Here is a 23,789-nt window from a genome sequence, read left to right as displayed (position 1 = left end):
TACAGGCTCGCGCGGGTTATGGACATCCAGCCGGGTATAAATGAAATCCGCCGGCCTTTCGGGCCGGCGGATCGTTGTGTTGCGAAGTGCGGGCGTCAGTGGTCCCAGCCGCCGTCGTGATCCCAGCCGCCGCCATGATGATGGCCGCCGTCGTCGAAGTCGAAGAAGTCGAACAGATCGCTGAGCGCCGGGCTGTTGACCGGAACATAGGGATTGCCGGGCGCCGCAACCGGGTTCGGGAAGTTGTCGCGGCTGCGGTTCGTGATCGGCTCCAGGCGCCAATTCCGCTCGATGAACTTGATGATCGAGACGTGATCGGCATATTCATGCGAGATGTGGCCGTGTCGCGCGAACGGCGACACCACGATCAGCGGAATACGGGTGCCGTCGCCGAAGTAATCGAGCGGCTGCACATAGCCGGAGTCGAAGTAGCCGCCGCCTTCATCGAAGGTGATGAAGATCGCGGTGTCCTTCGCATAGTCCGAGGCCTGGACCTGGTCGACGATCTTCTTCGCGAAGCCTTCGAACAGATTGAGCTTGGAGGACGACGGGTGACCGTCGGTGAAGCCGCTCGGCTTGACGATGGAGACCGCCGGCAGCGAGTGCTTGGAGAGGTCGGAGTACAGATCAACCGAGTCCTTGATATGGGCTGCGACCTGGTCCGGGTGCGACATGATCGAGGTGTCGTACTGGAACGGGTTGCAGATGTTGCAGTACTCGTCCGCGTTCGGACCGGCCACGCCCCAGTTGAGCTGGTAGGGATCGTTGACGTAGTTGTTCCACTGGTCGCCGTAGTACTTCCAGGAGATGTTCCGCTCGTTCAGGCTGTCGCCGATGCTCTTGCGGGTCGACGGCGGGATCGTGAACGGCGTGTTGGACGGGTTGGTGTCGGTGTAGGCGTTCTTGCCGTTGCCGAAGTAACCCGGATTGTAGTTGTTCAAGAGATAATAGTGGCCCGGTTCGCAGTTCGCGTTGATGTGGATCCCCTTCAGATAGTCCAGGATGGGCTTGACGCCGGGCTGGGTCGGATCCGAGCAGTCGCTGTAGGAGCCGCCGCCGGACACCGGGCTGGTCTGGAAGGGCGGCGGGAAGCCGCCATTGCCGCCGGCGCCATAGCCGTCCTCGGTGTACCAGTTGTTGGTGCCGGAAGCCGGGTTCGGATTCTCGATTTCATGCACGATGCCGGCGTCGGGCGTGCCGCCGAACACCTGGGTGCCGTTCGGCGGCACGGCGGCGTTGCCGTAGGTGTCGCTGAAGTAGAGCATGTCGGCATGGCCGAACATGATGTGGTTGGCACCGGTGCCGCCATTGACGGACTGGTGGAAGTTGTCGCTCATCGCATATTTCTGCGCGAGCGACGTGAAGTAGGGCACGTCGCCCTTCTGCACGTTGTAGAAGCCGAGCGCCGTCGAACCCTCGCCGGTAGTCGTTGCCGTCGGCGAATACTCCGTCGAGAAGTTGGAGGGCTGTGGCGCACCGTTGGCGCCGGCGCCGACGGTGACTTCGACCCAGGCGAACAGATTGCCGCCGCAGCCCGACGGATTGTCGCGGCTGGCCGCCGAGTGGTTGCAGTTCAGCTGCTGCCACATCTGGTAGAAGCGATGCACCGGGCTTGCCGAATAGGAATCGTAGGGCATCGCATCGGTGTTGGTGAGCTGGAACGGACCGGCCGGCAGCGCGCTGACATTGGTGATGCGCTGGTCGGGGGTCTGCGAGGTCTGACCGGTGCCGCCGCTCAGGAGGAACTGGTAGTACTCGGACGGCAGGCCGGATTCCGACTGCTGCGCCAGCGCGAGCGACGCCTCGCAGGTCGTGATCGGCGAGCTGCCGCATTTGTTCGGGATGTAGGAGACCTTCGGGCCGCCGACCAGCGGAGCCGGCAATTGATCCTTGGGGAAGTTCTGCTTCGGCGGGCTCAGCAGGAACGCATCGTTCAGGCCGGTATCGGTCGCAGCCTGCTGATGCGCCTTCTCGAAGCTCGGCCCGGGGATCGCATTCTTGTTGTGATCGAGCTTGACGATGCCCTGCGAAAGCAGGTTGAACACGCTCTCCTCGCGCCGTTCCGGCACGTAGGTCGCGAACACGTGGTCGAAGCTGCGGTTCTCGCCGATGATGACGATCACGTGCTTGATCGGCGACCGCGTCTCGTGTCCACCGTGGTGATTCCAGTCCTCCGCAAGCACCGGGCCGGCGGTGAACTGACCCAGCGCAAGTGCGCTGAGGGTAAGGCGGCAACCTTGCAGCCAACGTGACCTGTGCTTGTCGCGCATTAAAGCTCTCCTTTTTGCTGATTGAGCGGCTTGGTGGAACTTGCAGTGTCTCGCGGCACGACCCTGATGCGTCCCATCATGCCGCCGTCCTCATGCTCGAGGACGTGGCAGTGGTAGACGAAGGTGCCGACGACGTTGGGATCGCGAAAATCCATGCGCAGGCGCACGCTCGGATATTTCAGCATCCGGCCGTTGTAGTAGGGGACGTTGACGGTATCGCGCAGGAACGGCTCGTTGACTGCGACGCCGGACCAGTCGAGCAGCTGGAAGTGCTTCTGATGGATGTGGAAGTCGTGCAGCTCCATCGAGCGGTTCTCGATGATCCAGTCCTCGACGTCGCCCTGCCTCACGGTGATGTCGGGAATGTCCGATTGCGGATCGAACGGTTTTGGCGTCTCTCCGTCGAGGGTCATGAAGAACTTGGTCGGGCTGTTCGGATCGTTCGGATTCTCCGGTTGCTCGGAGAAGAACAGCTTCCTGACCCGCACCGGCGCGATGGTCCCGACCCACGGCCGCTCCGGGCGCGGCAGCGGCTCGGCGTGAGCGGGCAGCGCGGCCTGCGGCTCGCTTGCATTGACTGAAGACGTGATCGCCACCAGCGCGCGGTTGGGATCGTTCTCGCCGGCAGGCCCGGTGTCGACCGCGCGCGTCACCAGCAACGCCGATGCGCCGGCCGGCGGTCCCTCGACGATGAATTCGGCACGCGAGCCCGGCGGCAGGCCGATATGGTTGACCCAGTGCACTGACGGCGACGGGCTGCCCTGGAACTGCAACGGCACCCCATCGAGCCCGACGATCCCGATCTGCTGCGGCGCACGGCCGACCAGCAGCGCGAGGTTGAGATAGGTGATCGCGGACGCGTTCAGCACCCGCCAGAGCTGCCGCTCGCCCGGCTTCATCGTCAGTGTGGCCGGCGGATAGTTCGGATAGGGCACCGGCACGAAATTGACGGAGAGATCCTTCGACGGCTTGCCGAAGCCGGTGCCGGAGTTGGCGACGTCGCCGTCATTGTCGAGCTGGCTCTTGGTCATGACCGGCTCGGATTTCGACGGCGGCGCGTCGGGATTGACGAGATCCTGGTCGCGGATCACGAGCACCCGCTCGGGGAGGCCGGCGAGCGACGGATCGGCGCGCTCGATGCCTTCAATGATGATCGCGCCTGAGGCGCCGCCGAGCACCTGCGTCTTGCTGAAGCCGTGCAGATGCGGGTGATACCAATAGAGGCCGGGCGGCGCGTCGTCCGGAATGCGCAGGCGGTATTCGAACGGCGCGTCGTCGGGCTGGATCGAGGTCTTCAGCACATCATCCTGATGGCAGACCGGCGGCACCGTCAGTCCATGGAAGTGCAGATTGGTCGAGATCGGCGTCATCGCACCGCTTTCGCAAACATCGACCTGCTTTCGCGTCGTGCAGATCGGCGCGCCGCCGAGCGGGCGGTCGATCGCAGGCGTTGCCGTGTCGAGGTCTACGAGGTCGTTCTTGAAATGGATGACCAGCTGATCGCCCGGCTTCAGCCGCAAGGTCGGCGACGGCTTGCCGTCCGGCGTCAGATAGCAATAGCGACTCGTTCCATCCGGCAGCTTCTGATCGTGGATACTGAGGTCGGTCTCGAGCACGCCGTCGCGGCCGCGTAATTCGGCGGGTTCCTCGATCGCGCCTCCGGGCTCCGGCCGCGCACAAACGTCCGGTTGCGTGCGCGGCGCATTCTGAAGGCCAGTTGCACCGAGCCACGCCATTGCGCCGCTCACAGCAAGCCCGAGGCAAGCCGCAACGATGACACAACAAACGGTCGAAAGTCGTCGTGCCACGCCGCCCCGCCAATACGCCGCCACCGGCGCGCAAGCACGCACGGACGCCACGCTTGACGTCAGTTCACGTCTTGCGACCGCAATGGTCGACCAATGCTTCTGTTTGGTGTCGCGACGCTAGCCGCGCGTTGTTGCCGGAATCTGGCAGGTTTTTAACGCGCAGATGACAGCGTCTTGCGGCACTTCGACGCGGAAGGTGCGCGCGACGTTCAAACTTGCTGTGCGATCAATCGGATGCACCATTCGCGGACCGAATTGCGGAGAAAGCAGGACGCGCAGGCAACCGTCAGATATTTTTCTCTTGCGCGTCGCCGATCGCATCGCGCGCTGTCGTGTTGACGATCGGGATTAGCGCCTGAACTGCGCCAGAAACATCCGCAACGAATCGTGCGGGCTCTCGACGTCCGCAATCACCCAGCCGTCGGGACCGTTGACCACGATGAAGTTGAGCGTGACCGCGCGGCCCTCATTGTCGAATGTGACCGTCACGTCGGTCCTGTCGAACTGCCGGCGCGGAATGGCGATCGAGATCGCGCCGAGCCGCCAGGTCGGGCTCTGCACCAGGAAATCGTACGGTGCGTCGTGCAGGGCGGTCCAGGCGCCGCGGAGGCTGGAATCGAAGAATTGCCGGGCCGTTTCGTCGTCGCGCGGCAGGCCATTCGAAAACGCGGCGCTGCCTGTGCCATAATGGGCGTAGACGTTGCGGATCAGCGATTCCGGTGTGCGGAACCCGGCATCGGTGGCGGCGGCTCCGAAAACCGTCGCCACCAGCGAAAAACCCGCGAGGAATTTGCCGCGTCCCATCAGCTTTATTTGCCGTTGCCGCTGGCATATCTTGCAGGGAAATCCTCCCAAGCGAAAGCCGGCCGGCGCAATGCGCGAACTCTTCGACGACGTCCCAGACCAATCCCCGCTTGACCCGCAGGAGGCAGTGCGCCGCCACATCCGCAGGCCCCAGCGCAAGCGGTTCTACACCAGCGCCGGCGTGGCTGAGGCCGATGGCGGATTTTCGATCACGCTCGACGGCAAGCAGATCCGCTCGCCGTCCGGCAAGCCGATCGTGGTACCGAGCCGCGCCATTGCGGATACGGTCGCAGCCGAATGGAATGCGCAGGGCGAGACCATCGATCCCATGACCATGCCGCTGACGCGCCTGGCCAACAGCGTGATCGAGGGGGTGATCGATCGCGTCGACGAGGTCGCCGACGATGCGGCAAAATTCCTCGGCAGCGACCTGCTGTTCTATCGCGCCGGCTATCCCGACACGCTGGTGGCGCGGGAGGCCCGGCACTGGGACCCGGTCCTGTTCTGGGCCGCCGATGCGCTCGGCGCCCATTTCGTGATGGCCGAGGGGGTCATGCATGTCGGCCAGCCCGAGCCCGCGATCAAGGCGGCGCGTGCGGCGTTCCCGAGCGATCCGTGGTCGGTCGCAGCGCTCCATGTGGTGACGACGCTGACCGGCTCGGCGCTGCTGGCGCTCGCGCTCGCCCATGGCGTCCGCGACGAGGACCAGGTCTGGGCGGCCGCCCATGTCGACGAGGACTGGAACATCGAGAAGTGGGGCGTCGACGAGGAGGTCGCCGCGCGCCGCGCCGCCCGGCAGGTCGATTTCAAGGCCGCCGCCGGCGTCCTGAGGGAGTTCAGGTCGGCTGCCGGTTAACGAGACCTTTACGGCGCCGGACTAGCCTGCGGCTTGATCCTGCCGCCTGGCCGAGACCTCCGACATGGCTATCGCCGTCAATCCCGTGCTGCCGGTGCTTGCCTCGAACGAGGCGGGCAGCGTTGCGCCGGACCTCACGCTCGAGGCCGGCAGCGTCATCAATGCCCAGGTCCTGAAGGTGCTTTCGGCCGATCTGGTGCGGATCGCGATCGCGAGCCTGTCGATCGACGTCCAGACCGAGGTGCCGCTGCAGCAAGGCCAGAACCTGCAGCTGGCGGTCTCGCAGACCAATGACGGCATCCGCCTGCAACTGGTCGGGCCGGGGGCTGACGCGGGCGATGCCGTGCAATTGTCGCCGGGCGCGACCAACGCCAGCACCGCTCCGCAACCCGTCGCCACGGCGCCGAAGGCTGTGCTGTCGCCGCTCGAGCGCGTCACGATCACTGCGACGGCACAGCATGCGGCGGCGGTGCAGGGCAGCCAGGCGCCGCTGTTTGCCAACCTCACGGCGGTCGCCGCGGCCAATCTGCCGCCGAAGCTGCAGGCCGCGATCGCGCAGGTGCTGGCGCAGCAGACCGGCCTCAATGAGAATTTGAGCGGCGATGCCGTCAAGGGCGGCTTCCAGAAATCCGGCCTGCTGCTGGAGGCGACCCTTGCCTCGGGCGTTGCGCCGGCGAGCGGCAGCATGCCCGATCTGAAGGCCGCGCTGATCGTGCTGCGCCACGCGCTGACCTCGCTCGGCGCCGGCGATGCCACAAGGTCTGCGTCCACGCCACTGCAGCAGCCGGTCCTCGCCAGTGCCGGCACGGCGCCGGGCATTGTGCCATCAGGCACGCCCGAGCTCGAGGTTCAGGAGATCTTGCTGCCGCAGGCGCGCGTGCCGGTTGCCGAGGATCTCACCCGCGGCGCCACCCACCTTGCCGGGGCGCTTGCGGATGCGCTCGATGCCGGCCCGTCAACCGGCGGCGCGCTCAATCTCATTCAGGAAGCGCTGCACGAGCTCGGCAACCCGGCTCGGCAGGGCGCTGCGCCGAGGGAGATGCTGCCCGGCGATATGCCCGCACGCGGCAGTACGCCGCCACCGCCGTTTCACGGCGCGCTGCCGTCGGCCCAGGCCGTTGCGGAGCCGTCGATTGCTCCCGGCACGCCGCTTGCGACCGCTGCGCATCGCCTCTTGGAAAACACCGACGCGGCACTGGCGCGGCAGACGCTGCTGCAAATCGCCTCGCTGCCGGATCGTGGCGACGGCACGCGTCCGCAGCTCGACACCATGGTGCCGCGCTGGAATTTCGAGATCCCGTTCCTGACCCAGCAGGGCACGGCGATGGCGCAGTTCGAGATTTCCCGCGACGGCGGCGGCAATGAGGTCGAAGCCGCCAAGCGGGTGTGGCGGGCGCGCTTCACGCTCGATGTCGAGCCGGCCGGGCCGGTGCACGCGCTGGTCTCGCTGAACGGCGAGCGCACCTCGGTGCGGATGTGGGCCGAGCGTCCGTCGACCGCCGCGCAATTGCGCGCCGGCGCTTCCGAACTGAGCCTGGCGCTGACCCGAGCCGAGCTCACGCCCGGCGACATCGAGATCCGCGACGGCAGTCCGCCGCAGCCTTCGCCCGCGCGCGCCGGCCATTTCCTGGATCGCGCCTCGTGAGCGAGACGAAGAACCAGCTCGCAGTCGCGCTGCATTACGACCACGCCGGCGCGCCGCGCGTGGTCGCGAAAGGCAAGGGCGCGATCGGCGCCAAGATCATCGAGGTCGCCAAGGCCAACGACATCCCGATCGAAGAGAACGAGGTGCTGGCTGGCGCGCTCTCCAATGTCGAGCTCGGCGACGAGATCCCGGCCGAGCTCTACAAGGCCGTCGCCGAGGTGCTGGTGTTCGTGCTGCGGCTGTCGGGCCGGGCGCGGTAGCGATAGCGTTTCAAGCGAAGTGGGCACCGGTTCGCGTGAAGAAAACGCGTCAAACAAGTGAGTCTCATTGCCATCCTTTCACCACGATGGCATCAGCATCGTCGTCAACCCGAACCAGCTCAGGTCTCGTCGTGATCCATCGCCGCCATGCGCTCGGTCTGCTTGCTGCCGCGAGCATTTTGCCGTCGCGCAGCTTCGCCAACGTGTCCTACCAGCGCAGCGAGTTTCGCGAGGACCTGCAAAAGCGCTTCTTCGATCTCGGCACCGAGGGCACCTTCGTCGGCTACAAGGTCGACGACTATCTGATCATCGCGAGCGACAAGGTTCGCTCGGGCGAGGGCAAATTGCCGGCCTCGACCTTCAAGATCCCGAACGCGCTGATCGCGCTCGAGACCGGCGTGGTGCAGGATCCCGACAAGGACGTCTTCAAATGGGACGGCACAACGCGCAGCATCGAGGCCTGGAACAGGGATCACACGCTGCGTTCGGCGATCGCGGTGTCGGCCTTCCCGGTGTTTCAGGAGATCGCCCGCCGGATCGGCGCGGAGCGGATGAAGCAGTATCTCGACATCATCGACTATGGCAACCGCGACATCGGCGGCGGCATCGACCAGTTCTGGGTGACGGGCAATTTGCGGATCGATCCGGTGCAGCAGATCGATTTCCTCGACCGGTTGCGCCGCGGCGTGCTGCCGGTCGGCAAGCGCAGCCAAGGGCTGGTGTGCGACATTCTCCCGGTCACGAAAGTCGGCGACGCCGTCATTCGCGCCAAGACCGGCTTGACCGACAATGAGCACGGCTCGCTCGGCTGGCTGGTCGGCTGGGCCGAGAAGGGCAGCGAGATCACCGTGTTCGCGATGAACATGGACTGCAAGACCCAGCCGCAGATCGACGCGCGGATGAGCGTCACGCAGCAATGCCTCACGGATATCGTCGCGCTGTGACGAGCTGATCTGCGTGCGCCGCGGCTGGTCGCTGTCGCGCCGCTCGACTAGCATCCTCCGATAAAATCAATCGCGGAGGGAAACCATGCACTCAGCAACAGTCTGGCTGTCGTCGCTCACGCTGGCCGCGGCCGGCGGCTGGCTCGCGGCCACAATGTTTTCGGCGCGGGCCACCAGCAAGGAGCCGCGCTTCCCGCAGCTCACGATGGATCAGCTCAACGACCAGCAGCGGCCGCTCGGCGAGGCGATCATGAAGGTGTCGAGCGTCGGCATCGGCGGGCCGTACAATCCGATGATCCGCAGCCCGGTGCTTGGCCAGCGGCTCTACGATCTGTTTTATTATCTGCGCTGGCAGACCTCGGTGCCGACGAGGCTCAACGAGTTCGCGATCCTGATCATCGGCCGGCAGTGGCGCTCGCAGGTCGAGTGGTTCGCGCATGCGCCGCTCGCGGCCAAGGCCGGCTTGTCGACCGATGTCATCGCCGAGCTCAAGGCCGGCAACCGCCCGTCGAAAATGGCCGACGATGAGGCCGTGGTGTACGATTTCGTCACCGAGCTGACCGCGACCAAGAAGGTCACCGACGAGACCTATGCGCGGGCCAAGACAATCTTCAACGATCAGCAGATCGTCGACCTCACCGCTGTCGCCGGCAATTACGTGATGGTCGCAATGCTGCTGGCGATGGCGGAAGAGACGGTCCCGCCCGGCAAGGAAGAGCCGTTCAAGGTCGGTGAGAAGTAAGCGAGCGCCGCCGCGATCGGGGGCTTGCTAGCGCCCGATCGCCCGCAGCAAGGCCGGCATCAGTTTCGGGTCGCGGCATTGGGCGACGTTGAAGCGCATGAAGCCGGTGGCCGATTGCGTGGTGCTGAACACGTTGCCCGGCGCCAGCACGATGTTGTCGGCGAGCGCGGCGCGCGCCACGTCGGCGGAGTCGCAGCCGTCGGGCAGGCGGCACCAGAGCTGGAACCCGCCGCGCGGCATCAGCCACGGCTCGATGCCGATGCGCTGCAGCTTCTCGCCGACGTCGCGGCGGGCGCGCGCCAGCCGCCGGCGCAGCTCCTCGACATGCTTGCGGTAGAAGCCGGTCGCCAAAACGCTGGCGATGATTTCGGTCGCGACCGCACAGGGGCCGCCGAACCCGGTCGCGACCTGCAGATCGACCAGCTGCTCGATCCAGTCGGCGCGCGCCGCGATGAAGCCGCAGCGCAACGACGCCGATAGCGTCTTGGAGAAGCTGCCGATCCGGATCACGCGGTTCAGCCCGTCGAGCGCCGCGAGCCGCGCCGATGGCTCCGGCTCGAAATCGGCGAAGATGTCGTCCTCGACGATCGTCAAGTCATATGCCGCCGCGGCATTCAGCACGCGGTGCGCGGTCTGCGGCGACATCGTCGCGCCCGTCGGATTGTGCAGCCCGGACACGGTGATGTAGAGCCGCGGCCGCTCGGCTTCGAGCACCGCCTCGAAACTTGCGACGTCGGGGCCCGATGGCGTGTAGGGCACGCTGACGAGCTTGACCTGGTGGGCGCGCAGCAGCGCCCGGAAATTGAAGAAGCAGGGATCGTCGACCAGCACCGTGTCGCCGGGCCGCAGCAGGAAGCGGCAGATCAGGTCGATCGCCTGGGTGCCGGACATCGTGAGCAGCACCTGCTCGGGCGACACTTCGAGACCCTCGTCGGCGAACCGCGCCATCAGCATGCGGCGCAGCGCCAGCGAGCCGCGCGTCGCACCGTAGTCGGCGAGCACGGCGTCCTCGGCCCGAGCCAGGCCGCGGAACGCGCGCCGCAGCGCCTCGGTCGGCATCCAGTCGGCGGGCAGCCAGCCGCAGCCCGGCTTCAGTGCGCCACTCGCGGCGTCGAGCGATTGCCGCGACACCCAGAACGGATCGACGGCGCGGTCGTGCTGCGGCTGGTCGTTGGCCAGCGCCAGCGGCGGCAGCGCCGCCGACGAGACATAGAAGCCCGAGCCCGGCCGCGCCCGGATCAGGCCCTCGGCGGCGAGCCGGTCATAGGCCTCGACCACGGTCGAGGGCGAGACGCCCATGGTCGCGGCAAAGCTGCGGATCGAGGGCAGGCGGTCGTCGGCGGCGAGCGCGCGGCTCGCGATCCTGGCGCGGATCGCGTTCATCACGCCGGTGGTCCGCGTCGCCTTCGGCGCATTGGCTGGATGCTGCAAGTGTATGCCTACCTTTACCCATACAGTTTGGCGATATTGTACTGATCCGTAGCTGCCTTGGCCAGCCCGTCGCCGCTATCCTCGCCCGCGAACGTTGAGGTGTGCGATGAGCGATTCGAAGACATTGTCGGGGAAGTCTCTGTCGGGGAAGTCCTGGGCCGGCGAGGGGCGCAGCAGCGCTTCGCTGGAGGGCTGGGGCAGCGGCCTGCTCGGTGTGATCATCTTTAGCGGCTCGCTGCCGGCCACCCGCGTCGCGGTCGCCGGGTTCTCGCCGTTGTTCCTGACGTCGGCACGCGCGGTGATCGCGGCGCTGCTCGGCGCGGCACTGCTGGCGGTGCTGCGGCAGCCCTGGCCGCAGCGCAAGGACCTGGTGTCGCTGACCATCGTAGCCCTCGGCGTCGTGATCGGCTTTCCGCTGCTGACCGCGCTGGCGTTGCAGCACATCACCTCGGCGCATTCGATCGTGTTCATCGGGCTGCTGCCGCTGTCGACCGCCGTGTTCGGCGTGCTGCGCGGCGGCGAGCGGCCGAAACCGCTGTTCTGGCTGTTCTCCTGCATCGGCAGCGCGACGGTCGGCGCCTTCGCATTGTCGGGCGACGGATCGGCTTCGCTGACCGGCGACTTGCTGATGGTCGCCGCCATCATCGTCTGCGGCCTCGGCTATGCCGAGGGTGCTGCGCTGTCGCGCCGGCTCGGCGGCTGGCAGGTGATCTCCTGGGCGCTGGTGCTCTCAGTGCCGGTGGTGCTCGTGATGACCATCATGACGCTGCCGCCGAGCTGGCAGGGCATCGGCGCGCCGGCCTGGCTCGGGCTCGCTTACGTCTCGATCTTCAGCATGCTGGTCGGCTTCGTGTTCTGGTATCGCGGGCTTGCGCTCGGCGGCATCGCCAGCGTCGGCCAGCTGCAGCTGTTGCAGCCGTTCTTTGGCCTCGCGCTGGCCGGGCTGCTGCTGCATGAGCCGGTCGCCTGGTCGATGATCGCAGCGACCATGCTGGTCGTCGTCTGCGTCGTGTTCGCGCGCCGCTTCGCGTGACGAGCGCGGCTAGCCGAGCTTGAACAGCGTCTGTTGCGCGCCGGTCTCGATGCAGGCGAACAGCAGCGCGCTGAGAAGCACCGCTCCAATGGCTGCCGAGCGGCTGTAGGTGAGCATGATTTCCCTCTCTGACTCGGCCGAATTGTAAAGCGAGCGCTAACCATGCCAAGCGCTAATTCACCCCGTCGGCGGCACGGCCCCGCACTGTTACGGATCGGGTTTCAGTGATCCTTAAGCGGAGCTGCCCACCTTGCGCGCTGACGCGACATCAGAGGGGCAGATGACCTTCAGGTTCATTGCGCCTGACGCGATCAGGTCGCCAAGCCAGCGCGCACTGTTGGAGCAGTGGGATCAACTGGCCGCCGGCCGGCCATTTCCCGCATTCGCCGAGTTGAAGCCGGATCCTGCGCTGCACGATCCCCGGCAGCTTGTCGCATGGGCGGTCGAGGGCGAGGGGCGGCTGCGCAAATTCCGTGCTATGTATCAGGGCGAGCATGTCGCCGAGGCGTTCAATTCCGCCTGGGCAGGCAAGACCATGGAGCAGGTGGTCTCGATGTCGCTCCGGCGCATCACGCTGAGGCCGGCGAAGGAATGCGCCGAGAGTGGATGCGCGGTCTACATGGTGTTCTCCACCATCGATGCGAACGACCAGCAGGTCGATTGCGAGCGGCTGCTGCTGCCGTTCGGCAGCGACGGCGAGAAGGTCGAGCATCTGCTTGCGTCCCTGCAATTGACCGTGGTCGGAAGCCGGCCACGCATTCTCAAGCATTTCGACATGCAGGCAGACGTGCGGCTGCAAGGCAGGATCCGCTCCGGCTTCTCGACCGGCGCGACCAGCGAGGCCGCTGGCGACCAGCGCAGGGCTCTCAGGCGCAACGTCGCGCGCGCGGCGCGGATCAGCTTTGCCCGGCGCAGCATGACCTGCATCGTGCGCAACCTCTCCGCGACCGGCGCCGCGGTCGAGGCTACGAATCCCGCCGATATCCCCGACAGCTTCCGCCTTGTGCTGGAAATGGAGACGACGGAGCGGCATTGCCGCGTGATCTGGCGCAGGAAAGGCCGGATCGGCGTCCAGTTCAGCTGAGCTTTCCGATCCGCCCGAGATGGGTGAAGCCAAAGCCTTTGGAATATTTCAGCCCGTAGCCGAGCGCGCGGTCGATCCCGATATGGGCGAGCCAGATCATCGCGATCGAGAGCACCAGCGGTCCTTCGCCGGCAAAACCCAGCGTCATCAGCGCCACCGGCGCCAGATAGGTGTGGGCGGCGTTGTAGGCGATGGCGCCGGCCCGCGGGCTGATCAAGTAAGCCGCAAAGCTGATGTCCGGCACCAGGAACAGCAGGACATAGATCAGCCAGGAGCCCTCCCACTTGTAGTAGAGCACGGTCATCCCGAGGAACAGCACCAGCCCCTCCAGCCGGAGCAGGGTGCGCACCCCGCCGGTCGCGGCGCCGGTCTCGGTCGTGGTCGTATCAGTCATCGCTGTCTCCCCAGATGTCGGAAAATCCTACCGTTTTTGCGCCCGAACCGGTTCACAAGCGCCTTTCCGGTTCCGAAATGGCCGTGCTAAAGCCATTCCGAACGAAGCGGGCCTCGGCCCGCGCCGGGACGCGGACTGTAGCTAACACGGGCGGAAACAAATGAAAGACATCCTCGACACCCTCGAAGAGCGGCGCGCCGGCGCCAAGCTGGGCGGCGGCGAAAAGCGCATCGAGGCGCAGCACGCCCGCGGCAAGCTGACCGCCCGCGAGCGGATCGAGCTGCTGCTGGACAAGGGCTCGTTCGAGGAATTCGACATGTTCGTCGAGCACCGCTCGATCGAATTCGGCATGGAGAAGAACAAGATCCCCGGCGACGGCGTCGTCACCGGCTGGGGCACGGTCAATGGCCGCAAGACTTTTGTGTTCGCCAAGGATTTTACCGTGTTCGGCGGCTCGCTGTCGGAAACCCATGCGCTGAAGATCACAAAGCTTCAGGACATGGCGATGAAGGCGAGGGCGCCCATCATCGGCCTCTATGACGCCGGCGGCGCGCGCATCCAGGAAGGCGTCGCCGCGCTCGCGGGCTATTCCTATGTGTTCCGCCGCAACGTGCAGGCCTCGGGCGTGATCCCGCAGATCTCGGTCATCATGGGCCCCTGCGCCGGCGGCGACGTCTATTCGCCTGCCATGACCGACTTCATCTTCATGGTGAAGAACACCAGCTACATGTTCGTCACCGGCCCCGACGTGGTGAAGACCGTCACCAACGAGGTGGTGACGGCGGAGGAACTCGGCGGCGCCTCGGTGCACGCCACGCGCTCCTCGATCGCCGACGGCGCGTTCGAGAACGACGTCGATGCGCTGTTGCAGATGCGCCGGCTGATCGACTTCCTGCCGTCGAACAACACCGACGGCGTGCCGGAATGGCCGAGCTTCGACGACATCGGCCGGGTCGACATGTCGCTCGACACGCTGATCCCCGACAATCCGAACAAGCCCTACGACATGAAGGAGCTGATCCTCAAGGTCGTGGACGAGGGCGATTTCTTCGAGATCTCGGAGACCTTTGCCAAGAACATCGTCACCGGCTTCGGCCGCATCGCCGGCCGCACGGTCGGCTTCGTTGCCAACCAGCCGATGGTGCTGGCGGGCGTGCTCGACAGCGATGCCTCACGCAAGGCCGCGCGTTTCGTGCGGTTCTGCGACGCCTTCAACATCCCGATCGTCACCTTCGTCGATGTGCCGGGCTTCCTGCCGGGCACCGCGCAGGAATATGGCGGCCTGATCAAGCACGGCGCCAAACTCTTGTTCGCCTATTCGCAGTGCACGGTGCCGCTCGTCACCATCATCACCCGCAAAGCCTATGGCGGCGCCTTCGACGTGATGGCGTCGAAGGAAATCGGCGCCGACATGAACTACGCCTGGCCGACCGCGCAGATCGCTGTCATGGGCGCCAAAGGCGCGGTGGAGATCATCTTCCGCTCTGACATCGGCGACCCCGACAAGATCGGCGCGCGCACCAAGGAATACGAAGACCGCTTCCTGTCGCCCTTCATCGCCGCCGAGCGCGGCTACATCGACGACGTCATCATGCCGCATTCGACGAGGCGGCGGATCGCGCGGGCACTGGCGATGCTCAGGGATAAGAAGGTCGAGATCCCCGCGAAGAAGCACGACAATTTGCCGTTGTAAGTAGGATGGCGAAAAAGAAAACGTCAGGCGCTGGGATCAAAGCCGAGGTAACGGCGACGGCCGAGGCCGTCGTAAGAGCAACGTATCAGCGTAAGCATACGACTACTGCAATTGTTCCAGCCGACGTTACACGAGCAAAAGCGGGAGCATGGATAGATTTGATTTCGCCGATCACGGAATGGGCGGCGCTCAGAGGCGACGCTCTGCGGCATAAGCGGGAGCTGTTGCGAATTCAGCAGGAAGAAACGCTTCTGAACCTTGCGCAGAAAATTCAGAACTGGAGAAGGCTCCAGCTACTCGCCAAGTTCCGCGCAAGATTCTCGTGCCAGCTCTTGAGAAAGCTTCTCTAGCAGTTTACTGAAAAATCCAAGGAATTGGGCGTTTGTTCTGTCGCGGGTGCCATTGTTGGGATGATTTGTTTGAGAGTTTGAAGCGCTTTGGTGGTCTGGACGCCAAGTTGGCTACGCTGCAACCAGTTTGGGGATGCGGATCAGGTTGTAGGCGATCAGATTGAGCATGAAGTCGGCAGCGACCCGAGCGATGCCGCGATGTTTGGTCTTGCGCATGGTGCCGTGCTGCTTGCCCCAGCCGAAGATGCACTCGATCATCGCCCGGCGCGATTGCGACATGCCATAGCCCGGATGCCGCGTGGTTCGTTGGTCGATGGCGCTGTTGCGGGTCTTGCCGGTTTTGGTGACGGCCTGGTTCTGCGTCACATGCGGTGTCACGTTGATGGCGCGAAGATTGGCCACATGATCGACCGTATCGTACGCTTTGTCCTCACCGGCCGTGATGCGGCAGCCGGCAACTTTGCCTCTCGCCTTCAGCATGATCTCCGAGGCTCGGCGTTCGGCGGTGCCATTGGCGTGCGTGACCATGCCGGCTACCGCCAGCCCATGCCGGTTCTCCATGGTGGCGTGGCCCATATAGCAGAGCTTCGCCTCCCGCCCGGCAGCCTTGCGATAGAGCCGGCTGTCGGGGTCGCTGGTACTCGCATGGGTGTCGTTCTTGCGCTTCTGGCCGTGGAAGTTAGCGCCGTCGTGGTCATCACCGCTGCCGTCTTTGGGGCAAAAGCTCTTCTGTGATGCCCAGGCTTCGATCAGCGTTCCGTCCACCGAGAAATGCTCGTCCGACAATAGTGGCTTGACTTGCGGATGGTTCAGAAGCCGGTTCATGAACGTCGCAAACACCTCGCCGTTCTGCAGCCGGTCGCGGTTCTTGGTGAAGGTGGTCGGGTCCCAGACGGGGGCGTCCGGCGAAAGTCCTACGAACCAGCGGTACAAAAGATTGTAGTCCAGTTGCTCCATCAACTGGCGTTCCGATCGAATGCCGTAGAACACCTGCAGCAACATTGCGCTCAGCAATTGCTCCGGAGGGATCGAGGGCCGTCCTTCGCTCGCGTAAAGCTTCCCCAAGTTACGGTTCATCTCGCCCAGCACATCGCGGACGAGCCCTCGGATCTTCCTCAGCGGATGGTTCGGAGGTACCCGTGCCTCCGGCGAGATGTACGAAAACAACCCGCCCTGATCCGCAAAATCGCCCCGCATGCGAGCCCCCGACGATTCATGATAGATAATTGAATCATCAACCGCAGCCCTTTGCGAGGGCTTTTTCAGCAGACTGCTAGAAGAGGCGACCGATGATGAGATGATTGATCGCTGGGCGAACTTGATAGCGTCAGCCGCGAGAGACGTAGAAGTGCAGCCACGGTTTGTCGGGATACTAGAGGAAATGACGGGGCGCCAAGCTGTGTGTCTTGAGCGTATCGCCTTTAATCGTCATACCGAATTTGACTATCCGGGCGCCGTCTTCGGTGATTCGTTTCTTAACTATCCAGAGTACAATATCGGGGAGCGATTGACGCCTCGGCTTCGCCAAATTCTTCAAGGCGAGGAGCATATTGACGAGACCTTCGCAGAGATCGAGCGAGTCTTTCGGAGGCCTGGTGTTCTTCTAAACTATTCCGCAATTCGGCAGCAACTTGGGGGTGAATTGTGGGAAGGATATGATGTCGTTGCCGATCAGGGAATTGAGAGCCCGGCAGATCTTTCCATACTGGAGTCTTTGGGCCTAGTCCGTCACGTTCCTCTCAAGATAGTTGCATTAGATGGCAGCAAACCCGAACGATTCGAAGTCATCATTGACTATCATCATCTTACCGAATTGGGCGTTGGATTCTGCGAAGTATGCTCAAGACCTCGCGTAGAGGAGCTCAATGAGATCGATCAGCGCTCGCGATCGGAGGGCCGTGCGGCCGACCATGACCCATTCCCCTAATACTGGAAATCCGACCTCGTAGGATGGCGTGGGCGATGCCCTAACCGCTACGTTCGTTCCGAATGATTGTCGCGGATTACCGGCTTCGCGCAACCCGCCCCACAGGTTCGAATCCGATGACAGAAGACGAGCCGATCGACGAAATCTCAGAGATCGAGGCACGGATCGAGGAACTCGCCGAGAGCGCCGAACGGTCCCGGCGGATCATTCTCGGCTCGAAGATCGCGATCGCAGGCGGGTTCGTCTTGTTGGTCGCTGCGCTGCTCGGCCTGTTCGGTTCTGGTGAGACCGCAGCACTCGGATCGATTGCGCTGGTGCTCGGCGGCATCGTGTCGCTCGGATCGAATGTGAGCACGTTGCGGCAGACCGAGGCTGCGATCAGCACCGCCGAGGCACGTCGTGCGCGTCTGATCGGCAACATCGATCTTCGGCTGGTGCACGACGCGCCGCTGAAGCTGATGTGAGGCGATGGCTCGCGCCCCTGCGTAGCCCGGATGAGCGCAGCGATATCCGGGGCGGTCCAGCCGCGGAGACGTCGTTCCCGCATATCGCTTCGCTCATGCGGGCTACATGCTAGACTGCGTTGCATGATCGAAACGCCGCGTCTGCGACTCCACAAATGGGACGACCGCCATCGCGACGCGTTCGCGGCGATGCATGCCGATCCTGACGTCATGGCCGACTACGGCGGATCCGTCGGCCGGGCGGAGAGCGACCGGAAATTCGAGCGATACGTTGCCGCGCAGCGCGACCACGGCATATCCCGATGGGCCGTTGAGGATGTCGACGGCGCTTTGCTGGGCTATGCAGGGGTGATGCCGCGAATGTCGAACGACCATCCGCTCGGCGCGCATTTCGAAATCGGCTGGCGCTTGACGCGCAAGGCCTGGGGGCATGGCTACGCGACCGAGAGCGCGAGGGCAGCGCTGCTGCATGCCGTTCATGACGTAGGCTTGCGCGAGATCGTGTCATACACCAGCCCGGACAACGCGCGCTCTCAGGCTGTGATGGCGCGGCTCAATTTGCGGCGCGATCCCGTGCGCGATTTCACGACACTGACGGGGCGCGGCGAGCCGTGGCGCGGGCTGGTCTGGGTCGTGCCATCGGGATGGCCGCGTGGCTGATTTGCCCATCGTGCAAATCAAATCCGCTTGCGCCGGCTGCGACATAGTAACCCGACGGGCAACTCAGCAAAATGCGTCAAGCCGCCATTGAGAAAATATTCCGCTTGGCGTTTCACCCAACTCAGATGTTCAATTGTCCCGTCTCACCCAATCGAGGGGCGCTTCGCGGTCGTCACGAACGTGGGTCGAGATGCGGTGGACGCCGAGCGTGGTGCTGACGAGAGCGCGCGAAGCGGACGGTGAAGTCGTGTGGTCCTGACGCCCTAGCGGCAGGTGTCTTTTCCAATTGCGCGATGCGCGTTGCGAAGGCGGTGACAAGCAAGCCCAGTCTCGCCGGGGAGAGCACGAAATAAGCCGTAAGCCATCGCGCAGGGAAAGCCGGATTGCTCCGGTTACACCTGTGGTCCTACCCCCGAGCTTTCTACCTTTTGCTCGGGGCCCATGGGTGCGATCGGCACCCGGCTTTCCCTGCGCCCTCTGTTCGAGAGAGGGCGGAATGAAATGCAAAGCTCGGACGATTTGCGTCGCGAGAATGCGGACGCTTGTCCTCAATGCTGTTTGAGATGTGAATCGGAATCTATCCCCGCGTTATCCCGGGCAAGCGACTTGTCCGCCGTAGCTCAACGAGCGAAGGCGGAAGCGCGACCCGGGACCCATAACCACAAATGCAAGTTGGATTGGAATGCGGTGGCCACAGCATGCTTCGACAACTCAATCCTGTGGTTATGGGTCCCGGCTTTCGCCGGGACGACGGTGGAGAGAGTTTCGCTCCTTACATCGCCGCCAGCGGCACGTAGTCGTATTCCCCGACGCCTTGCAAAACCAGGAAGGTCAGCGACGTCGTGCCGGCGTTGGTGACGAGGTGAGGGCGGGTCGGGCGCACGGCGTAGACCTCGCCGGGCTTGAGGTTCACCTCTTCCTTCGGCTCCTGCAGGAACAATCGCATCCGGCCTTCCAGCACATAGAATGTGTCGGAGATGTTACTGTGAGTATGCCACGGCACCTTCTGGGTCGGCGAGAGCTGCAACTCCATGATGCGGAAGCCGGGGCGGGTGGCGTGCTGGGCGCGGCGCTCGACTTCGTAGAGGTGGCTGGCATCCTTGATCGGTTGTCCTGACTTCATGGCGGCCTCCCGGAGATCTTCTTGTGATGCGTGATGCTAGTTCCGTTCGACGGTTCACGAAACCGGCGGAATGGGCATGACGGGCAAGATGCAGCAGCGGGCGTGATGCGTAGGGCGGGTTAGCGTCAGCGTAACCCGCCGTCCTTGTTCCGCGCGACGGGCGGCGGGTTACGGCTTCGCCTAACCCGCCCCACAAAACGTTGGAGGAGGAGGCATTGTCGTGATGATTATATGGAACAGAGCCACGCGGCGTCGAACTCCCTGAAACGTGAATGCGCGGTTCAGCCGGCGTTCAGGTCGCGGCGAAAAAACTCGCTGACGCAGTTGGTCCAACTCAGCAACAAAGGGAAACTCTGATGGAACGCCGGGATTTTCTGAAGATGGCCTTCGGTGTCGCCGCCGGTGTGGCGACTTTTGCAGCGACAGCTCAGGCGGCGCCGCTCGCGCCGCTTCCGCTCAACCAGGATGCCCGCGCGCCGGCCGGCAACGATGCGCATCCGGCCGTCACCACCGGCGACGAGGTCGGTCGCCTGAAGCCCGAGGAGGTGCGCTGGCATCACGGCCACCGCCGTTGGCATCATCGGCGCTGGCACCATCGGCATTGGGGCTGGCGCCATCACCATTGGCGCAGGCACCACTGGCGCCGCTGGTGACATCGGCACCGCCTCGAAGAGAAAAACCCCGCGCGAGGCGGGGTTTTGTTTGCGCAGGTGTGCCGCGATCAGATCGGGCGGCAACGGCCATAGCGCCAGGCGAAGCCATAGGGGCAAGCGCGAACGCGCGGCGCCACCACGACCGCGCCGGGTGCGACGACGACGGGGCGCTCAACAACGACCGGGCCGGGAGCGACGACGACGGGGCCGCGGTTCCTGACGCAGCCGCCATAGGGACCGCGGTGCCAGCCGGGGCCGCAACCACCGGCAGCATCAGCTGCGCTGATGCCGGCGAAAGCGGTCGTCACCAAAACTGCTGCTGCAAAAAGATACTTCATGTCTTCTTCCTTTTAATTCGGCCGCGCTGCGGCACCGCAACAAACTTTAGATTACCGATTCGCCCGGCCGGATGATTGCAGAAGCCGTGCCCGATGTCGCCGACCTTAGTGTTGCGGGCTGAATGCGACATGAATGTTGCGCGTCACAGCTGCGTCAGAGCGCCGCAAGCAAGTGAGCCCAGCATCAATTTGAAACATTTCGCAATCGCGAGCACGACGAAGCACAGCGGCGAGGCGCGAAATGTATCGGAGAGCGAGACAAGCGAAACAAGGAGTTCGCGAATGACCGCGCCGATGCGGACTTCGACGCGCGACGTTACTCGCCCGCGCCGAACAGCGCTGCGAACCGCTTCTCGCCGTTGCGCGAGAAATTGACCACGCGGCTGCCCGGTGCAGCATCGCGCGCCGCCCATTTCAATTCGGTGAAGCGATCCATCATCGCGGCGCCCAGCGTGCCGGCGAGATGGTGCCGCCGCTCGCTCCAGTCGAGGCAGGCCTTGCACACCGGACGGCGCGGATGCGTCAGCGCATCGGCGTCGATCTGCAGCTCTTCGGCCATGAAGCGCTTGCCTTCGCCGGTCAGCTCGATCGCCTGCTTGCTCTGGCGCACCAGCTTCTGCCGCTTCATGCTGTCGAGCATCTGCACGCCGAGATCGCCGGCGAGATGGTCGTAGCAGATGCGGGCGCGGCGCAGCGCCGGATCCTTCGGCCCGGTGCGCACGCGCATATGGCCGGCGCGGGCGGCGATGCCCTGCAGGCCTTCGAGCACGTCGGCGACGTCGGGGTCAGAGAGCCGGTAGTAGCGGTGGCGGCCTTGCTTCTCGGGCTCGATCAGCCCGCCGGCCTCGAGCTTGGCGAGATGCGAGCTCGCCGTCTGCGGCGTGATGCCGGCCTCCTGCGCCAGCTCGCTCGCGGTCAGCGCGCGGCCGGTCATCAGCGCGGTCAGCATGTTGCAACGTGCGGGATCGCCGACCAAAGCGGCGATCCGGGAGATGTCGGGTCCTGCTTTCATAGTTCGACGATAGCCGAAGCATCGAGGTCGGGCAAGGCGGTAGTGTCCATCGTGCCCGTCGCCCGTAAAGACGAAAACACCAGGAGGCCATCAATGACCGTCACCGTCTTCATCCGCTACCAGCTCGATCCGTTCAAGCGCGCGATGTTCGAGGAGTATTCGCGGAACTGGCTCTCGATCATCCCGCGCTGCGGCGGCGATCTGCTCGGCTACTGGATGCCGCATGAAGGCACCAACAACATCGCTTTCGCGCTGATCTCGTTCGAAAGCCTCGCTGCCTATGAGGCCTATCGCGCGCGGCTGCGCCAGGACGGCGAGGGCATGGCGAACTTCAACTTCGCGGAACAAAACCGCTTCATCCTCGCCGAGGAACGGACATTTCTGCGCAAGGTCGAGCTATAGTCACTCCACAACAACAATGCGCGGAGGCGCCCATGATTGCCGTGATCTTCGAAGTCTGGCCGAAGGCTGAGCACCGGGAGCTCTATTTTGACCTTGCCGCCGAGCTGAAGCCGATCCTGCAGGAGATCGACGGCTTCATCTCGGTCGAGCGGTTCGAGAGCCTCACCGAGAAGGGCAAATTCGTGTCGCTGTCATTCTTCCGCGACGAGGCTGCGGTAGAAGCCTGGCGCAACACGGTCGAGCACCGCCGCACCCAGGCCAAGGGCCGCGCGCGGATATTCGAGAATTATCGGCTGCGGGTCGCGAGCGTGATGCGTGACTACGGCTTGAACGAACGCGATCAGGCGCCGAAGGACAGCCGCGCGGTGCATGAAGCGAAACTCTAGCGCTCGCATATATGCGTGCCTATCTCTGCGCGGCCAATGACTCTAGGGAGCGACCAATGCCACTGCCAACTGCTGACAAACGAGCCGCCTTCAAGAAGCTGCACGACAGCGGGTGCTTCATCATTCCGAACCCGTTCGATGTCGGCAGCGCCCGCGCCTTGCAACATCTCGGCTTCAAGGCGCTGGCCTCGACCAGCGCGGGCTTTGCCTGGACCATCGCAAAGGCCGACAACCGCGTCACCGTCGACGACGTCTGCGATCATCTGACCGCGGTCTGCGCGGCGGTCGATATTCCCGTCAACGCGGATTTCGAGGGCGGCTTCGCGGTCGAGCCGGACAAGGTTGCGGTCAATGTCGCGCGCGGCGTCAAGACCGGTGTCGCCGGGCTCTCGATCGAGGACTCCACCGGTGATGCCGCCAACCCGCTGTTCGAGCACAAGCTCGCGGTCGAGCGCATCAGGGCGGCGCGCAAGGCCATCGACGCCGACAACAGCGGCGTGCTGCTCACCGGCCGCTGCGAGGCGTTCCTGTGGGGTAAGAAGGACCTCAATCTGGTGATCGAGCGGCTGCAGGCCTATTCGGAAGCCGGGGCGGATGTGTTGTATTCGCCGGGCATCTCGACCAAAGAGGAAATCTCCGCGGTCGTGAAGGCGGTGGCGCCGAAGCCGGTCAATCTTTTGATCGGCGGCGCGTCCGACCTGACGCTGCAAGCGGTCGCCGACCTCGGCGTGCGCCGGATCAGCGTCGGCGGGGCGCTGGCGCGGATGGCCTGGACCGGCGTCATGAAGGCGGCCAAGGAAATGGCCGAGAAGGGCACCTTCACCGAATTCGCCAACGGCTATCCCGGCGGCGAGCTCAACAAGATGTTCAAGTAGACCTCGCGCGCAAGAAAGCGGCGGGCCGCCTGGGCCCGCCGCTCGCGCCTGGTCAGTGTCGTTGCGCGTTACTTGGCATTCTCGGCCGGCGGGGCGGCCGGCTTGTTCATGTCCGACTTGTTCATGTCAGACGGCGGGGTCGACGGGCTGGCCGGCGCCGCGCCCGTGGTCACGCCGGGCTGGCTGTTCGGCTTCGGCGTCACGTCACGCATGCCGGCAGGCGGCGCCGCCGGGTTAATCGGTTGCGTCTGTGCGGTCTGCGTCGACGGCGTCGTGCCGGCCTCGTGCACCGACGTGTTGTTCAACCCGTAGAACAGCGCGCCGAGCACCACGGCCACCGCAACTGCGAACATCGCGATCTTGGTGCTGCTGGCCGGTCCCTCCTGGAGTTCCGGATCCGGCTGCAGCTCGTTGTCCAGGCTGTTGAAGCGCGCCTGACGGCGGATTTCGTCATCGGTCAGGTTGGCGCGATACGGATCGTCAGGGTTGTAAGCCATTTCAAAGTTCCTCCGTTAGCCCCCCAAGGCTAAGCGCGTAGGCTAAACGCTGGAGACAATGGCTGGCGCGCGCGGATGTTCCGCGCCAATGTTGCAACCTGTTCATGCTGGAACCGCCGATACCCTGGGTTCCGAACC

At 64.4% G+C, this 23,789-nt stretch carries 27 protein-coding genes; 16 read left to right on the top strand and 11 right to left on the bottom strand.

Features of this window, described 5'->3' with window-relative positions; all coding sequences use genetic code 11:
• Positions 1 to 95 precede the first annotated feature (95 nt).
• The 4 genes from ACVIGB_RS11575 to ACVIGB_RS11560 form a co-directional block, all read right to left on the bottom strand.
• The gene (locus ACVIGB_RS11575) at positions 96 to 2,270 is read right to left on the bottom strand and encodes an alkaline phosphatase family protein (RefSeq protein ID WP_456722580.1); all 2,175 of its coding nucleotides are present in this window, start codon (positions 2,268 to 2,270) and stop codon (positions 96 to 98) included.
• On the bottom strand, positions 2,270 to 4,006 hold the full coding sequence (locus tag ACVIGB_RS11570; protein WP_456722581.1) for a multicopper oxidase family protein: 1,737 nt from the start codon (positions 4,004 to 4,006) through the stop codon (positions 2,270 to 2,272). Before ACVIGB_RS11570 ends, ACVIGB_RS11575 begins: the two co-directional genes overlap by 1 nt.
• A gap of 189 nt (positions 4,007 to 4,195) precedes the next feature.
• The gene (locus ACVIGB_RS11565) at positions 4,196 to 4,399 is read right to left on the bottom strand and encodes a hypothetical protein (protein WP_456722582.1); all 204 of its coding nucleotides are present in this window, start codon (positions 4,397 to 4,399) and stop codon (positions 4,196 to 4,198) included.
• Between the two features lie 27 nt (positions 4,400 to 4,426).
• The gene (locus ACVIGB_RS11560) at positions 4,427 to 4,882 is read right to left on the bottom strand and encodes a hypothetical protein (RefSeq protein ID WP_456722583.1); all 456 of its coding nucleotides are present in this window, start codon (positions 4,880 to 4,882) and stop codon (positions 4,427 to 4,429) included.
• 70 nt (positions 4,883 to 4,952) lie between these two features.
• On the opposite strand from ACVIGB_RS11560, the gene ACVIGB_RS11555 reads away from it, so the two are divergent.
• The 5 genes from ACVIGB_RS11555 to ACVIGB_RS11535 all read left to right on the top strand — a co-directional run bounded on the left by ACVIGB_RS11555 (position 4,953) and on the right by ACVIGB_RS11535 (position 9,329).
• Positions 4,953 to 5,738: an ATP12 family chaperone protein gene (locus ACVIGB_RS11555; protein WP_456722584.1), complete on the top strand. Its 786-nt coding sequence runs from the start codon at positions 4,953 to 4,955 to the stop codon at positions 5,736 to 5,738.
• A 64-nt stretch (positions 5,739 to 5,802) separates the two neighbouring features.
• Complete coding sequence (gene fliK / locus ACVIGB_RS11550; RefSeq protein ID WP_456722585.1) at positions 5,803 to 7,383, top strand: flagellar hook-length control protein FliK; 1,581 nt, start codon at positions 5,803 to 5,805, stop codon at positions 7,381 to 7,383.
• Positions 7,380 to 7,643 (top strand): EscU/YscU/HrcU family type III secretion system export apparatus switch protein, encoded by a 264-nt coding sequence (locus tag ACVIGB_RS11545; RefSeq protein WP_244549491.1) that lies wholly within the window; start codon positions 7,380 to 7,382, stop codon positions 7,641 to 7,643. Before fliK ends, ACVIGB_RS11545 begins: the two co-directional genes overlap by 4 nt.
• Before the next feature lie 131 nt (positions 7,644 to 7,774).
• Positions 7,775 to 8,587, top strand: a complete 813-nt coding sequence (locus ACVIGB_RS11540) for a penicillin-binding transpeptidase domain-containing protein (RefSeq protein WP_456722586.1) — start codon at positions 7,775 to 7,777, stop codon at positions 8,585 to 8,587.
• 85 nt (positions 8,588 to 8,672) lie between these two features.
• Positions 8,673 to 9,329 carry a carboxymuconolactone decarboxylase family protein gene (locus ACVIGB_RS11535; protein ID WP_456722587.1) on the top strand — a complete coding sequence of 219 codons (657 nt, stop codon included), beginning with the start codon at positions 8,673 to 8,675 and terminating at the stop codon, positions 9,327 to 9,329.
• A 27-nt stretch (positions 9,330 to 9,356) separates the two neighbouring features.
• On the opposite strand, the gene ACVIGB_RS11530 is transcribed toward ACVIGB_RS11535, so the two are convergent.
• Positions 9,357 to 10,712, bottom strand: coding sequence for an aminotransferase-like domain-containing protein (locus ACVIGB_RS11530; protein WP_456725197.1), 1,356 nt, complete (start codon positions 10,710 to 10,712; stop codon positions 9,357 to 9,359).
• A gap of 154 nt (positions 10,713 to 10,866) precedes the next feature.
• Between ACVIGB_RS11530 and ACVIGB_RS11525 the strand changes: the two genes are divergently transcribed.
• Together ACVIGB_RS11525 and ACVIGB_RS11520 are read left to right on the top strand one after the other, a co-directional pair.
• Positions 10,867 to 11,793, top strand: coding sequence for a DMT family transporter (locus ACVIGB_RS11525; protein ID WP_456722588.1), 927 nt, complete (start codon positions 10,867 to 10,869; stop codon positions 11,791 to 11,793).
• Between the two features lie 280 nt (positions 11,794 to 12,073).
• The gene (locus ACVIGB_RS11520) at positions 12,074 to 12,877 is read left to right on the top strand and encodes a PilZ domain-containing protein (RefSeq protein ID WP_456722589.1); all 804 of its coding nucleotides are present in this window, start codon (positions 12,074 to 12,076) and stop codon (positions 12,875 to 12,877) included.
• Here the strand turns inward: ACVIGB_RS11520 and ACVIGB_RS11515 are convergent.
• Positions 12,870 to 13,271: a DUF4260 domain-containing protein gene (locus tag ACVIGB_RS11515; RefSeq protein ID WP_456722590.1), complete on the bottom strand. Its 402-nt coding sequence runs from the start codon at positions 13,269 to 13,271 to the stop codon at positions 12,870 to 12,872. The two genes, ACVIGB_RS11520 and ACVIGB_RS11515, sit on opposite strands and share 8 nt — an antisense overlap.
• A 160-nt stretch (positions 13,272 to 13,431) precedes the next feature.
• On the opposite strand from ACVIGB_RS11515, the gene ACVIGB_RS11510 reads away from it, so the two are divergent.
• Entirely contained in the window at positions 13,432 to 14,964 is a 1,533-nt protein-coding gene (locus tag ACVIGB_RS11510) for an acyl-CoA carboxylase subunit beta (RefSeq protein ID WP_456722591.1), read from the top strand.
• Positions 14,965 to 14,969: 5 nt separating this feature from the next.
• Positions 14,970 to 15,314, top strand: a complete 345-nt coding sequence (locus tag ACVIGB_RS11505; protein WP_456722592.1) for a hypothetical protein — start codon at positions 14,970 to 14,972, stop codon at positions 15,312 to 15,314.
• Between the two features lie 111 nt (positions 15,315 to 15,425).
• On the opposite strand, the gene ACVIGB_RS11500 is transcribed toward ACVIGB_RS11505, so the two are convergent.
• A complete protein-coding gene (locus ACVIGB_RS11500; protein WP_456722593.1) occupies positions 15,426 to 16,511 on the bottom strand; it encodes an IS5 family transposase in 1,086 nt (361 codons plus the stop codon).
• A gap of 100 nt (positions 16,512 to 16,611) precedes the next feature.
• Between ACVIGB_RS11500 and ACVIGB_RS11495 the strand changes: the two genes are divergently transcribed.
• The 3 genes from ACVIGB_RS11495 to ACVIGB_RS11485 all read left to right on the top strand — a co-directional run bounded on the left by ACVIGB_RS11495 (position 16,612) and on the right by ACVIGB_RS11485 (position 18,365).
• Complete coding sequence (locus ACVIGB_RS11495) at positions 16,612 to 17,241, top strand: hypothetical protein (RefSeq protein ID WP_456722594.1); 630 nt, start codon at positions 16,612 to 16,614, stop codon at positions 17,239 to 17,241.
• 116 nt (positions 17,242 to 17,357) lie between these two features.
• The gene (locus ACVIGB_RS11490; protein ID WP_456722595.1) at positions 17,358 to 17,705 is read left to right on the top strand and encodes a hypothetical protein; all 348 of its coding nucleotides are present in this window, start codon (positions 17,358 to 17,360) and stop codon (positions 17,703 to 17,705) included.
• Between the two features lie 123 nt (positions 17,706 to 17,828).
• Complete coding sequence (locus ACVIGB_RS11485) at positions 17,829 to 18,365, top strand: GNAT family N-acetyltransferase (protein ID WP_456722596.1); 537 nt, start codon at positions 17,829 to 17,831, stop codon at positions 18,363 to 18,365.
• A 772-nt stretch (positions 18,366 to 19,137) separates the two neighbouring features.
• Here the strand turns inward: ACVIGB_RS11485 and ACVIGB_RS11480 are convergent.
• A complete protein-coding gene (locus ACVIGB_RS11480) occupies positions 19,138 to 19,488 on the bottom strand; it encodes a cupin domain-containing protein (RefSeq protein WP_456722597.1) in 351 nt (116 codons plus the stop codon).
• Between the two features lie 272 nt (positions 19,489 to 19,760).
• On the opposite strand from ACVIGB_RS11480, the gene ACVIGB_RS11475 reads away from it, so the two are divergent.
• Positions 19,761 to 20,141 (top strand): twin-arginine translocation signal domain-containing protein, encoded by a 381-nt coding sequence (locus tag ACVIGB_RS11475; protein WP_425304803.1) that lies wholly within the window; start codon positions 19,761 to 19,763, stop codon positions 20,139 to 20,141.
• Positions 20,142 to 20,209: 68 nt separating this feature from the next.
• On the opposite strand, the gene ACVIGB_RS11470 is transcribed toward ACVIGB_RS11475, so the two are convergent.
• Together ACVIGB_RS11470 and ACVIGB_RS11465 are read right to left on the bottom strand one after the other, a co-directional pair.
• Positions 20,210 to 20,479, bottom strand: a complete 270-nt coding sequence (locus ACVIGB_RS11470) for a GCG_CRPN prefix-to-repeats domain-containing protein (protein ID WP_092114950.1) — start codon at positions 20,477 to 20,479, stop codon at positions 20,210 to 20,212.
• 316 nt (positions 20,480 to 20,795) lie between these two features.
• Positions 20,796 to 21,491, bottom strand: coding sequence for an ArsR/SmtB family transcription factor (locus ACVIGB_RS11465; RefSeq protein WP_229167743.1), 696 nt, complete (start codon positions 21,489 to 21,491; stop codon positions 20,796 to 20,798).
• A 93-nt stretch (positions 21,492 to 21,584) separates the two neighbouring features.
• Between ACVIGB_RS11465 and ACVIGB_RS11460 the strand changes: the two genes are divergently transcribed.
• The 3 genes from ACVIGB_RS11460 to ACVIGB_RS11450 are packed head-to-tail and all read left to right on the top strand — an operon-like array spanning position 21,585 to position 23,154.
• Complete coding sequence (locus ACVIGB_RS11460; RefSeq protein ID WP_092114948.1) at positions 21,585 to 21,893, top strand: NIPSNAP family protein; 309 nt, start codon at positions 21,585 to 21,587, stop codon at positions 21,891 to 21,893.
• A gap of 32 nt (positions 21,894 to 21,925) precedes the next feature.
• A complete protein-coding gene (locus ACVIGB_RS11455; RefSeq protein WP_092114947.1) occupies positions 21,926 to 22,279 on the top strand; it encodes an antibiotic biosynthesis monooxygenase family protein in 354 nt (117 codons plus the stop codon).
• 56 nt (positions 22,280 to 22,335) lie between these two features.
• Positions 22,336 to 23,154: an isocitrate lyase/PEP mutase family protein gene (locus tag ACVIGB_RS11450; protein WP_092114946.1), complete on the top strand. Its 819-nt coding sequence runs from the start codon at positions 22,336 to 22,338 to the stop codon at positions 23,152 to 23,154.
• 68 nt (positions 23,155 to 23,222) lie between these two features.
• On the opposite strand, the gene ACVIGB_RS11445 is transcribed toward ACVIGB_RS11450, so the two are convergent.
• Positions 23,223 to 23,651, bottom strand: a complete 429-nt coding sequence (locus ACVIGB_RS11445) for a hypothetical protein (protein ID WP_456722598.1) — start codon at positions 23,649 to 23,651, stop codon at positions 23,223 to 23,225.
• Positions 23,652 to 23,789: the final 138 nt, after the last annotated feature.

Source organism: Bradyrhizobium sp. USDA 4341 (genome assembly GCF_054063755.1).
Note: the sequence above shows the minus strand (reverse complement) of the source record. Positions and strands in the feature narration are given on the sequence as shown.